The following is an 11877-nucleotide window of genomic DNA, read 5'->3' on the forward strand; positions in this document are numbered from 1 at the left end:
GGCGACCGCGCCCGACAGGTGGACCGGGGAGCCTCGGGAAACGTGACACTGGCGGCGCGCCCTCACCCCTGCCGTAGCGGCCGGATGATCTCCTCCACCAGCCATCGCGCCGCCCCCGCCGGGTACGGGCCGCGCAGGCTGAGCACGATGTGCGTGAAGCCCGCCGCGATCAGCTCGGCGATGACGGCGCGATCCCCCGCCGGGTCGTCGTACGACACGATGTACTGCACGGAGCGGGTGATCTCGGCCGGGTCGCGGCCGATCGCCGCGCAGTGGGCGTCGAGGACGCGACTGCGCTCGACGACGCGCTCGACGCCGTTGTGCGGCGGCCCCGGGACGTTCCAGATGTCGGCCTGCTCGGCGACCAGCCGCAGCAGCCGCGTCCCCCAGCCCCCGATGAGGATCGGCGGCCCGGGGCGCTGGACGGGCTTGGGCTCGTTCCGGTTGCCGGTCAGCCGGTGGTACCGGCCGTCGTGGTCGAAGACGTCCTCGGTCCACATGCCCCGCAGCACTTCGACGGTCTCGGCAAGCCGGTCGATGCCCTCACCGGGCGGCACCAGGTCGAATCCGTACCCCGCGTACTCCGCCGCCGCAGGATTGTCCCCCGCGATCCCCCCGGCCCCAGCCGGCTGGTGGGTGCCGCCGACACCCAGGCCCATGACGAGGCGCCCGCCGGAGATGACGTCGACCGTGGTGGCCATCTTCCCGAGCAGCGCGGGGTGCCGGAGGCGGTTGCTGGTGACCAGCAGGCCGAGCCGGAGCCGGGTGGTGCGGGCGGCGAGGGCGCTGAGCAGGGTCCAGCCCTCCAGCACCTCGCCGTCCTTGGGGCCGGCGACGGGCATCAGGTGGTCCCACAGCCAGGCGTCCGCGATCTCGGGCAGGTCGTCGGCCTCCTGCCAGACGCGGAGGATGTCCGCGTAGGGGACCCGCATGGGGGTGGTCTTGATGCCGAAGGTGACAGCGGGTAAGGCGAGTTGGCTCATATTCATCAGCCTAGCAAATCATCAGCACAGCTGACCATCAATCGCACGGAGATACCCTGACCCCCATGACCAGCGACGCAAGCCCCGACGACCTCCTGTCGACCCGCCTCGGCTACCTGCTCAAGCACGCCCACCTTCGGTACGCGGAGGCGTCCGCCCAGGCGCTGGCACCCCTCGGCCTCGACGGCCGCGAACTGGCCGTGCTCGCCGTACTCGCCACCGACGCCCCGCTCTCCCAGCAGGAGGCGGCCGCCCGGCTGGGCGTCGACCGGACCACGATGGTCGCCCTGGTCGACGGCCTGGAGTCCAAGGCCCTCGCGGAGCGCCGCCGCAGCGCCGAGGACCGCCGCAAGAACATCGTCCAACTCACCTTGGAGGGGCGAAACTTGCTCCGCCGGGCGGAACGCGTCCGGATCGAGGCCGAACAGCGCTTCCTGTCCGCCCTGCCCACCGCCGAGGCCGAGGCCCTGCTGCGCTCCCTGCGCACGCTCGTCACCGAACCCTGACCCCCCGGGGCCCGACGGGTCAGGCACCCGCCGGGGGCGGGAACCGCTCCACCGCACTCCACCCGTCCGACTGAACTCCCGAGCCACACCGGCTTCGCCCGCATACGCACGACCGGCCCCCGGCTACCGTCCGGCGCACAGCCGAACGAAAGGGGCCCGTCGTGACGACCGGAATCCTCGACTACGAGAGCGACGCCATCGTCCGCCTCATGAACATCGCGGAGGAGGACTGGACCGAGCAGGAGCTCAAGGACGCCCTCCAGCGGGCGATCATGCTGGAGTTGGCCACCATCCCCCCGTACGCCACCGCACTCTGGTCGATCACCAACCAGAACAACGACGAACCGGCGTACCACACGACCCGCGAGATCATCTTCGATGAGATGTCCCACTTCGGGCTGGTCTGCAACATGCTCACCAGCATCGGCGGCGACGTCGTCCTCACCGACCCGCGCACGGTCCCGAAGTACCCGGGCAAGCTCCCCGGTGGCGTCAACCCCGGGCTCACCGTCGACCTCGGCGGGCTGAACCAGGAGTCGGCGGCCCTGTTCGCCGCCATCGAGAAGCCCGAGAACCCGCTCGCCTACGCCTCCGACGGCACCTCGATCGGCGCGTTCTACCAGCGGATCGCGAACGTCTTCCCCCGGTTCGCGCACCTGCTCACCGGTCAGCGGCAGGTCAGCTTCCCGCTCGGGTCGAGCCACGGGGCCGGCAACGACATCGTCCCGATGAACACCATCGACGACGTGCTGAAGGCGATCACGATCATCCAGTCCCAGGGCGAGGGCACCGCCGCCTCCCCCGAGAACCCGTTCCCCGGCGAGGCGGGCGAACTCGCCCACTACTACGCCTTCAAGGAGATCGCCGAGGGCCGGCGGCTCGTCCTGAACCCCACGACCATGAAGTGGGAGTTCACCGGCGACCCCTACCCCCAGCCCGCCACCTCCCCGGTCGGCCAGGTGCCCGAGGGCGGCTGGGCGAACGACCCGGGCAACAAGCCCGACCAGGCCACCGGCGACCTCCTGCGGACGTTCAACCAGCACTACAGCGACATGCTCCGCGGTCTGGAGAAGGCCTGGCGGGGTGACGCCTCGGGCATCGGTCAGGCGATCGGGATGATGGGCTCCCTCGGGGGAGTCGCCCGGCAGCTCGCGGACGTCAAGCTGCCCGCCAACCCCCGCTTCACGTACGGCCCGGAGTGGCTGTTCGTCCCGGCCTGACCGGACACGCCGCTGCCCCGTACGGAACTCCCGTACGGGGCAGCGGCGTTCGGTGCCACACGTTCGACGCGACTACGCGTTCGGTGTCGCTACACGCGCGGTACGACGAACGCGCGGCGTGACTACGCGTTCGGCACCGTCGCGTACTTCGGGGTGCCCTCGGCCATCTGCTTCAGGGCGTCCTTGCGGTCCCGCTTCGACAGCTTGTCGATGTAGAGGGTCCCGTACAGGTGGTCGGTCTCGTGCTGCAGGCAGCGGGCGAAGAAACCGGTGCCCTCGACGCGGATGGCGTTGCCGTCCTTGTCGACGCCGGTCACGGCCGCGTAGTCCGGGCGGGGAAGCTCGGCGTAGGCGGTGGGGACGGACAGGCAGCCCTCGTTGCTGTCGTCGAGCTCCCGGCGCCGATCGGCCGGGTACTCCTCCAGCGTGGGGTTGATCACGTGGCCGATGTGGCGCACGCCCTCGTCGTCCGGGCAGTCGTAGACGAAGACCTTGAGGTCGACGCCGATCTGGTTGGCGGCCAGGCCGACGCCCTCGGCGGCGTACATCGACTGGAACATGTCGTCGATCAGCGCGGAGAGTTCGCCGTCGAACGCGGTGACGTCCTTGACCTCGCGGTGCAGGACGGGGTTGCCGACCACGGTGATCGGACGCGCGGTGCCCTTGGTCAGGTCGGGCTCCTCACCGATCACCTTCGCGGGGGCCTCGGACGCCGCCCCCTCCACGTCGTGCTCGTGCTCGTGGTCGTGCTGCTCCGCCATGTCTTCCGCTTCCATAGGTCTACGCGTACCTCACCAGGGTACTCAGCACACTTCTTCGAGATCCCGGTAAGCCCGGCTTGCGGGAGCGGCCGCGACCCAGCGGTCCAGCAGGGTGCGGACCAGGTGCGCCGGGGCCGCGAGCCCGCACTCGCGCTCGACCAGCCAGGACATCCCGGCCGCGCCGCCCTGGCTGAGGTGGCTGAGGTGGCCGGGGTGGGCGGCGTCGCCGTCGTCGTGGGGGTCGTGGTGGGCGACGACGCCGTCGTCGGAGGCCATCCGGCTCTCCGAGCAGGCGCGGCACAGCAGCCGCACCGAGGAGGTCCAGTCCTCGGCCGCGTACCCGGCCTCGGCGACCAGCCGCTCCAGCGCGTCCCGGTCGCCGGCGGTGGCGGCCTGCAGCAGCACCACGTAGGTCGGCACCGGGGAGGGCGCCCACAGCTCGATCTCGTCGAAGACGGGGTAGGCGACGCCGTCGGTGACCCGCTCGCCGTGCGGGGCGCCGTCGTGCAGCACCACCTCGCCCCAGCGCCGGCCGGAGGAGGGCAGCGGGATGGACAGCACCTCGATCCGGGCCGGGTCCAGCCGTCGGCCCCACACCACCTCGGACTCGCCGTCCGGGGACAGCCGCACCGGGGTGGTGCCGAGGTCCAGGCTGACCGGGCCGTCCCCGCCGGGGCCGCCGGGCACCTTCAGCCCGTACGCCTGCCAGGCGCGGCGGGCCAGCGGCCAGTCCTGCAGGGCGGTGGCGGTGATGCCGAGGTTCCACCAGTCGGGGGCGCCGTGCTCGCGGTCCAGCAGGGCGACGGCGCGCAGACCGGCCGAGCGGGCCTGTTCCCAGTCGCGGCGGAACTTGTGCAGCAGGGCGAGGTTGAACCAGGAGTCGGACAGCCACGGCTCCAGGTCGGCGGCCATCACCAGCAGGGCGCCGGCGTCCTCGTAGCGGCCGTCGCCGATCAGCGTGAAGGCCCGGTCGGTCGTCTGCCGCCAGGTGGCGGACGGCCGGTGCCGTGCCCGGTGGAAGATCCTCACGTTCGTCCCTGCCGTCGTCGTCCGCTCAAGTCCCCTGCCGCCGGGCCCGTTCCGTCCTCGACGGGGCCCGGGTCCCGGTGTTCCGGGTCGGTGTTCCACGCTACGACCGCATCCAACCACGCTCGCCCCCGCCCGCGCTCCCCACCGCCGAGGTTGGGGACCGCCCCTCCCCAGCCTGCCCGCCGCGGCGCACCTCCTCAACCCCTGACCGGCCCGACTCGACCACGACCCGACCGATCCCGGCGCTCCGGGCCCGAACCGGGCGCCGCTCAGCCGCGCCCCTGCCCGCCGGCCCGGGCGCCGCTCAGCCGCGCCCCTTCCCGCCGGCCCGGCCGCCGCTCAGCCGCGCCCCTGCCCGCCGACCCGGGCGAGCGCGTCCACCACCCTGGCGTCGTAGACCCGCCCGCGCCCCAGCCGCAGCACCTCCAGGGCCTCCAGCCGCCCCACCGCCTCGCCGAGGCCCCGGCCGCGGGCGGCGGTCAGCAGGTCGTCGTGGGCGTTGGCGACCCGGATGATCCGGGCGGCGAGCGGCACCGGCCCGTCGCCGGCCACCGGCCCGGGGCAGGGGTCGGCCAGTCGGGCGACCTGCTCGGCGACCTGCCGGGGCACCCCGGTGCGGCTGATCACCTCGCTGCCCAGGCGGGCGATGCGCTGCTGCTCGTCGCAGGGCAGCAGCGCGGTGGCGCCGTCCGGCACCGGCTCGACCAGGGACAGCTGGCCGACGTCGTGCATCAGCGCGGCGTACTCCAGCAGGGCGAGCTCGCGGGTGCCCAGCCCCAGCTCGCGCCCGAGCGCGCACGCCGTGTCCGCGACCCGGCGCGCGTGCCCGTGCGGGGTGTACCCGGCGACCTCGGTGGCCCGGGCCAGGCTGGCGATGGTCTGCCCGGTGGTGGCCCGCACCGCCGCGGCCCGCCGGAAGGAGATCTGGGCGAGCAGCAGCGGGGTGCAGAACAGCGGCAGCGCCCACAGCCCGACCTCGCCGGCCGCCAGGCTGACCAGCATCCCGGTGGCGACGATCGCCGAGCCGATCCCGAACAGCGAGCGCAGTTCGTCCTCCAGCGCCGCCGGGAAGCGCGGTCCGGTGGTCCCGGCCCCGCCGTCGGCCGCCCGCCCGCGGGGCGGACGGCGGGGGTTCGAGGGCCCGCCCGAGGCGCGCAGCAGCGCCGCCAGGGTGGCGTCGCAGAGCGCGGCCAGCGCGGCGACGGTGGTCAGGAACGCCCCGTAGGCCGGGCCCTCGGGCGAGAAGCGGTCGACCAGGCCGCCGTTGTAGAGCGGCTGGAAGACGGCCGCGGCGAAGCCGACCGCGAGCAGCCGGCGGGCGGCGCTGTCGCGGCGGGCCGGGTCGGCCCAGGGCGGGCGCCGGTGCGGGCGCCCGGGCCCGTGCGGCAGGGCGAGGCCGGGCAGCCAGCCCAGCAGCAGGCCGACGCCGGTCACCGCGACGACCTGGAGCGTGCCGTGCGCGGTCGGCACTCCGCGCAGCGGTCCGAGCAGGGCGTACGCCAGTGCGCCGGCCGCGCCGATGGGCGCCTGCTCGCGATCGCCCGGAAGGGTGATCCGGACGCATTCGCCCAGCGCGATCAGCGCGGCGAACGCCAGCGCGACCCTCGGCTCGGCGACCCCGCGCACCGCGACCGCGCCGAGCGCGAGCACCAGCAGCGCGGCGGCGGCCGTGTGCACGGCACGGGCGGTGCGGCCGCGCGCCGCGAGGGCGCGGGCGGTCCAGCGGGTGCCCCGGCGGGTGCCCCGGTCGGCGGTCGCGGGCCCGGGGCCGGTCACGACGGCCCGGCCGCGCGGGCGGTCCCGCCCTGGGCGGGCACCCGGCCGGGCGCGGCTCGCACCGGCTCGGGCACCCCGAGCGGGATGTCCGGCACGGACCGTACGCAGTCCTCGGAGTGCACCACCGGCTGCCAGCCGTGCACGGCCAGCGCGTCGATCAGCGCCCGCACCATCACCGGATCGAACTGGCTGCCGGAGCAGCGCTCCAGTTCGGCGACCGCCTCGGCGACGGGGCGCCCGCGCCGGTAGGAGCGGGTGGAGGTCATCGAGTCGAAGGCGTCGGCGACGGAGATGATCCGGGCGAACTCGGGGATCTGCGCGCCGGCCAGTCCGCTGGGGTAGCCGCGCCCGTCCATCCGCTCGTGGTGGTGCAGGATCCCGGAGTGGGCCTCGCCGAGGAAGTCGATCCCGCGCACCAGCTCGTACCCGTACACCGGGTGGATCTCCACGGCCCGGCGCTCGTCCTCGCTGAGGGGACCGTTTCTGCGCAGCAGTTCGGTGGCCACGCCGAGCTTGCCGACGTCGTGCAGGATCCCGGCGAAGCGCAGGGTGCGCAGCCGCTCGGCCTCCATGCCGAGCTGACCGGCGATCAGCACCGAGGCCCGGCCGACCCGTTCGCTGTGCCCGCGGGTGTACGCGTCCTTGATCTCCACCGCCTGCACCAGCGACTGCACGGTGGCCTGGTGGGCGTCCTGCTCGCGCTGGCCCTGGGCGAACACCCAGGCCGAGATGGACAGCGGCAGCAGGGCCAGCAGCGCGGCGAACGCCCCGTACGGGCCCTGCCAGAGCACCGCGACCATCAGCCCGCCGGCCGCGTGCACCAGCACCGGCAGCCCGCACATCGAGCAGGCGCCGCGCAGCACCTCGATCACCGGGCGGTCCTCGCTGAGCACCACCATGACGCCCACCACCAGCCCGTTGACCAGGCAGAACGCGGCGACGGCGGCGAAGCCGGGCAGCAGCGCGGCCGGGAAGCGGGAGCCGAGCAGCAGCTGCGGGCCGCGCAGCAGGTGGAAGGCGACGGAGGAGGCGAAGGCGCACAGGGCGAGTTGGGAGCCGTTGAACAGCTGACGCCGGCGGCAGCCCGGGCCGGTCGGGCCGCCGAGCAGCGCGGCCGGGGCGGCGACCAGGGCGGCGGCGGCCGGCGGGAGCATCAGCACCCCGGCGAACAGCACCGGGAAGAAGGCGTTCACCCCGGGCCGGGAGGGTGCCCGTCCGGTGGGCGCGGGGCGGCGCAGCAGCCGGCGCAGCAGGAGGGAGCAGGGGGTCGGCAGGCCCTGGGCGAGCGACTCCCAGCAGCCGTGCAGGAAGCCGAGCAGTCCGACCTTGGGCCAGTCCGTCGGGTGGCCGAGCCAGCGCGGCACCCCGGGGGTGACGGCCTCGGGCAGCAGCGGCAGCAGGCAGCACAGGGCGGCCACCGGGACGGCCGCCAGGTAGCGTGCCGCCCCCTGCGGCAGGGTCGCGCCTCCACTGTCGGTAGCGATCTCGACCTCCCCGCGTCCGGGCCCCGTGTTGCCTCAGCACGCCGGGGTGACCGGCGGTGAGCGTCCGTCAGGAGGATAGGCCGCCGTCCGGGCGCGGGGACGCATGATCGCGCGATGGCGCAGTTGGCGCACCGCCAACTCACCCGTACGAGTGACGGCGCATGCGAGCAGAACGGGAGCGGCCCCGGGAGCACATGCTCCCGGGGCCGTCGAACTCCCTGGTCGAACTCCCTGCTCGAACCGTTTCGCCCGCCCTCGCCGGCGGACGGCACGGGCCGCTCTGCGGCTACTCCGCGGGGGCTCCGGCGTCGACCGTCGCACCGGGGCGCACGCCCGGCTCATCGGCCGCGCGCTCCGGGGCCGGCGTCTGGGCCGGTCTGGGCGCCGGACGGGCGGACTCGGCGTGCACCTCGACCGACGCCTCCACCGCGACGACCACCTGCTCGCCCGAGCGCTGCCCGGCCCGGATCGAGTCGATCCTGGCCAGCACCTTGCTGCGCAGGTCCGTCGGGGTGTCGTCGCAGCCGCAGGAACGCTTGATCAGCGCCTTGATCGCCTGCTCCAGTCCGTACTGCTTCAAGCAGGGCGAGCACTCCTCGAAGTGCACGCGCAGCTTGGCGCAGTCGCCCTCGGCCATCTCGTTGTCGAGGAATTCATAGAGGTGGTCGAGGACCTCGCCACACTCGGTTTCGTGCGGATCGCCGCAGCTCATGAGCCCGAGCCCTTCGCTTCCTGCCCTGCCCCGCTGCCGGCCGGGACGAGCCCGCGCTCACGGGCGTAGTCCTCCAGCATGCCGCGCAGCTGACGACGGCCGCGGTGCAGCCGGGACATCACCGTACCGATGGGAGTACCCATGATGTCCGCGATCTCCTTGTACGCAAAGCCTTCTACGTCCGCGAGATAGACGGCGATCCGGAATTCCTCCGGGATCGCCTGGAGCGCGTCCTTCACATCGCTGTCGGGGAGGTGGTCGAGCGCCTGGGTCTCGGCCGAGCGCAGACCGGTCGACATGTGCGACTCGGCCCTGGCCAGCTGCCAGTCCTCGATCTCCTCCGCCGCGGTGCGCTGGGGCTCCCGCTGCTTCTTGCGGTACGAGTTGATGAACGTGTTGGTGAGGATGCGGTACAGCCAGGCCTTGAGGTTGGTGCCCTCACGGAACTGGTGGAAGGACGCGTACGCCTTGGCGAACGCCTCCTGGAGCAGGTCCTCCGCATCCGCGGGGTTGCGCGTCATGCGCAGCGCCGCGGAGTACATCGGATCGAGGTAGCCCAGGGCGTCGCGCTCGAAGCGCTCCCGCCGGGCCCCCTCGGACTCCTCCGCCGACACCCTGAAGGTGTCCTCACCGATCGCCTCGGCCAGCTCCTCACCGGTGAGCGCCTCGCCCGCAGGCAGGGCCTCGTCCGGGCCACGGCCCGGCTCGGCCTCGTGCTCGGTCCCGACGACCGGACCCACCTCCTCGGCATGACGGGCTCGGCCCACTGCGGGCCGCCCAGAAATGGAGGATATCGGGCTGACGGGCTTCTCGCCCGCGTCGATCCACTCCGGCCAGGAGGGGGTGAAGGCCGTGGCGGCCTCGCGCTCCTCAGGCCGTTCGGGGCACGCGATCGAACCCATCTGCCCTGCCTCTCACCGGTGACTCCTGCTGACGGAGACGACAACCACACCGGCCCCGCCCGCATTCCCGCCCCGACGCCCCCTTCACTCGCACGAGTGATCGAGCGGAAACTCCCTGCTCACGGCCCCGCGCCCGGCACCGGCCACCCGACACCGGCCGGCCGCTCAGACCAGCCCCAGCACCCAGTCCCCCACCGACGAACAGATCAGCTCCAGCACCTCGTCCTGCCCCACCGACGCCCGCTTGGGCACCTCGAAACCGTGGTTCCCGTACGGCAGCGCCACCAGCTCGTGCCCCGGCGGCAGCTCCGGGAACTCCTCCGGCCCGCCGAACGGGTCCGCCGCGCCCTGCACCACCAGCGTCGGCAGCCCCGATCCCAGCAGTTCCTCCGCCCGGCTCTTCTCCGGCCTGCCCGGCGGGTGCAGCGGGAACGCCAGCGCCACCACCCCCACCGCCCCGCTCGCCGCCCCCGTCCGGCAGGCCACCCGCGCCCCCGCGCTGCGCCCGCCCACCACCAGCGGCAGCCCCTGCCCCACCAGGTGCTCCGCGACCGGCCGCCAGCCGGTGTCCAGGGTCTTCGGCGCCGGGCCCAGCTTCTTCCCCGCCACCCGCCAGGGCTGCTCGACCAGCGCCACGGTGATCCCGCGCTCCGGCAGCCGCCCGGCCAGCGCCACCAGGTCCCGCGCCCCGGACCCGCCGCCCGCACCGTGCCCCAGCGCCAGCACCGCCTTCGGCGCGGCGGCCCGGTGGTAGGTGATCCGGGCGTCCCCGGCCTCGGTGGCGACGAGTTCGGAGGTGGTCATCTCAGCGGCTCCCAAGGACGGTTCAGAACAGTGTGGTCTCGTACTCGACCTCGGCCCACGGCTCCTTGAGCTCCGGGCCGTTGTTGCGGATGCTGCCGACCGCCGGCGACACCGGCGTGGCCAGCAGCGCCCCCGGCGGCGGGGGTATCAGCAGCCGGCGCGCCTCCTCCGGGTCGCTCAGCCCCGGGTCCAGCCAGTCGCCCCAGTCCCCCGGGTCGAGGAACAGCGGCATCCGCTCGTGGATCGGCGCCAGCAGCTCCTCGGCGTCCGTGGTGACGATCGTGAAGGTCACCAGCCAGGCCTCCGGGTGCCCCGGCGGCACCGCCCGGTTGCGCCAGAACTCGTACAGCCCCGCCAGCGCCAGCGGGCTGCCGTCCGCCCGGGAGACGAAGAACGGCTTCTTGCGCGCCTTGCCCCGCTCGCCCGGCACCGTCTGCCACTCGTAGTAGCCGTCCACCGGCAGGATGCACCGGCGGGCGGCGAAGGCCTGCCGGTAGGCGGGCTTCTCGTGCACCGTGTCCGAGCGCGCGTTGATCATCTTCACCGCCGTCTCGGCGGAGTTCGACCACTGCGGCACCAGCCCCCAGCGCAGCGCCCGCAGCTGCCGCACCGGCCGCGCCGCCCCCTTGGCCTGCCGCTCCAGCACCACGAAGGCGCTGGTGGTCGGCGCCACGTTCCAGTTCGGGTCCAGGGACTCCTGCGGGTCCCAGAACTCCACGTCGAACAGGTCGACGAGGTCCTCGGGCTTGCTGCTGGCTGCGAACCGACCGCACATGCGGGCCAGCTTGCCATGCCGCCCGCACTCACCACTTCCTCATCCCACCGGGAGAACCGCCCGCTGCCGTCCCGCCGTCCCCGCATGGGAGGCTGCCCCGAACGGCCCAACGCAGCGAACGGAGGCGACGACCGCCGATGAACCCGAACAACCAGAACCTCGGCGAACTGTGGGACCGGGTCACCGGCACCCAGGCCGCCCCGCCCGGCTGGCTGGTCCTCGCGACCGGCTGCGCCGCCCTGCTCACCGTCCTCGCCCGCCCGCTCTGGCACGTCGCCCGCAACGCCGTCACCATCGCCCACGAGGGCGGCCACGGCCTCGCCGCGCTCGTCACCGGCCGCAAGCTCGCCGGCATCCGGCTGCACTCCGACACCTCCGGCCTCACCCTCTCCTACGGCCGCCCCACCGGCCCCGGCATGGTCCTCACCGCCGCCGCCGGCTACACCGCCCCCGCCCTGCTCGGCCTCGGCTGCGCCGCCCTGCTCGCCGCCGACCGGATCACCCTGCTGCTGTGGCTGGCCATCGCCCTGCTGCTCGCCCTGCTGATCCGCATCCGCAACGCCTTCGGGCTGTTCACCGTCCTGGTCGCCGGCGGCGCCTTCTTCCTGGTCTCCTGGTTCGGCAGCAGTCAGGTCCAGGCCGGCTTCGCCTACCTCGGCTGCTGGTTCCTGCTGTTCGGGGCGGTGCGCCCGGTCCTGGAGCTCCAGCACCAGCGCCGGATCGGCTGGGCCCGCGACTCCGACGCCGACCAACTCGCCCGACTCACCCACGTCCCCGCCCTCGCCTGGGTCACCGTGTTCCTGCTGATCGCCCTCGCCTGCCTGGCCCTGGGCGCCAACTGGCTGCTGCGGCCGCTGTAGCGTCCCCGGCCCGCTGCCGCGTCCCCGCCGTGTCCGCCCGGTCCGCCCGGTCTGCCCTGTCCGTC

12 protein-coding genes are annotated in these 11877 nt (G+C 73.9%); 3 read left to right on the top strand and 9 right to left on the bottom strand.

Annotation, left to right across the window (positions count from 1 at the left end):
* Window positions 1-62: 62 nt before the first annotated feature.
* The gene (locus ACZ47G_RS08790; RefSeq protein WP_465740737.1) at window positions 63-983 is read right to left on the bottom strand and encodes an LLM class flavin-dependent oxidoreductase; all 921 of its coding nucleotides are present in this window, start codon (window positions 981-983) and stop codon (window positions 63-65) included.
* Window positions 984-1048: 65 nt separating this feature from the next.
* On the opposite strand from ACZ47G_RS08790, the gene ACZ47G_RS08795 reads away from it, so the two are divergent.
* Both ACZ47G_RS08795 and ACZ47G_RS08800 read left to right on the top strand, forming a co-directional pair.
* Window positions 1049-1489, top strand: a complete 441-nt coding sequence (locus ACZ47G_RS08795) for a MarR family winged helix-turn-helix transcriptional regulator (RefSeq protein WP_465740738.1) — start codon at window positions 1049-1051, stop codon at window positions 1487-1489.
* Window positions 1490-1650: 161 nt separating this feature from the next.
* Window positions 1651-2709: a ferritin-like domain-containing protein gene (locus ACZ47G_RS08800; protein ID WP_465740739.1), complete on the top strand. Its 1059-nt coding sequence runs from the start codon at window positions 1651-1653 to the stop codon at window positions 2707-2709.
* Between the two features lie 122 nt (window positions 2710-2831).
* Here ACZ47G_RS08800 and def read toward each other — a convergent pair whose 3' ends face one another.
* From def to ACZ47G_RS08840, 8 genes are all read right to left on the bottom strand, one after another.
* Complete coding sequence (gene def, locus ACZ47G_RS08805; RefSeq protein WP_465740740.1) at window positions 2832-3485, bottom strand: peptide deformylase; 654 nt, start codon at window positions 3483-3485, stop codon at window positions 2832-2834.
* A 27-nt stretch (window positions 3486-3512) separates the two neighbouring features.
* Window positions 3513-4499 carry a tetratricopeptide repeat protein gene (locus ACZ47G_RS08810; RefSeq protein WP_380459061.1) on the bottom strand — a complete coding sequence of 329 codons (987 nt, stop codon included), beginning with the start codon at window positions 4497-4499 and terminating at the stop codon, window positions 3513-3515.
* A gap of 339 nt (window positions 4500-4838) precedes the next feature.
* On the bottom strand, window positions 4839-6275 hold the full coding sequence (locus tag ACZ47G_RS08815; protein WP_465740741.1) for an HD-GYP domain-containing protein: 1437 nt from the start codon (window positions 6273-6275) through the stop codon (window positions 4839-4841).
* A complete protein-coding gene (locus ACZ47G_RS08820) occupies window positions 6272-7693 on the bottom strand; it encodes an HD-GYP domain-containing protein (RefSeq protein WP_465740742.1) in 1422 nt (473 codons plus the stop codon). Before ACZ47G_RS08820 ends, ACZ47G_RS08815 begins: the two co-directional genes overlap by 4 nt.
* A gap of 352 nt (window positions 7694-8045) precedes the next feature.
* Window positions 8046-8471, bottom strand: coding sequence for a mycothiol system anti-sigma-R factor (rsrA, locus tag ACZ47G_RS08825; RefSeq protein ID WP_465740743.1), 426 nt, complete (start codon window positions 8469-8471; stop codon window positions 8046-8048).
* The gene (locus ACZ47G_RS08830; RefSeq protein ID WP_380459155.1) at window positions 8468-9211 is read right to left on the bottom strand and encodes a sigma-70 family RNA polymerase sigma factor; all 744 of its coding nucleotides are present in this window, start codon (window positions 9209-9211) and stop codon (window positions 8468-8470) included. Before ACZ47G_RS08830 ends, rsrA begins: the two co-directional genes overlap by 4 nt.
* A 327-nt stretch (window positions 9212-9538) precedes the next feature.
* Window positions 9539-10177 carry an alpha/beta hydrolase family protein gene (locus ACZ47G_RS08835; RefSeq protein WP_465740744.1) on the bottom strand — a complete coding sequence of 213 codons (639 nt, stop codon included), beginning with the start codon at window positions 10175-10177 and terminating at the stop codon, window positions 9539-9541.
* Between the two features lie 22 nt (window positions 10178-10199).
* A complete protein-coding gene (locus ACZ47G_RS08840) occupies window positions 10200-10952 on the bottom strand; it encodes an SOS response-associated peptidase (RefSeq protein ID WP_380459050.1) in 753 nt (250 codons plus the stop codon).
* Window positions 10953-11089: 137 nt separating this feature from the next.
* Here ACZ47G_RS08840 and ACZ47G_RS08845 point away from each other — a divergent pair, with 137 nt between their 5' ends.
* Window positions 11090-11812, top strand: a complete 723-nt coding sequence (locus ACZ47G_RS08845; protein ID WP_465740745.1) for a M50 family metallopeptidase — start codon at window positions 11090-11092, stop codon at window positions 11810-11812.
* Window positions 11813-11877: the final 65 nt, after the last annotated feature.

The sequence above is a fragment of the Kitasatospora sp. NPDC030952 genome, from assembly GCF_055571335.1.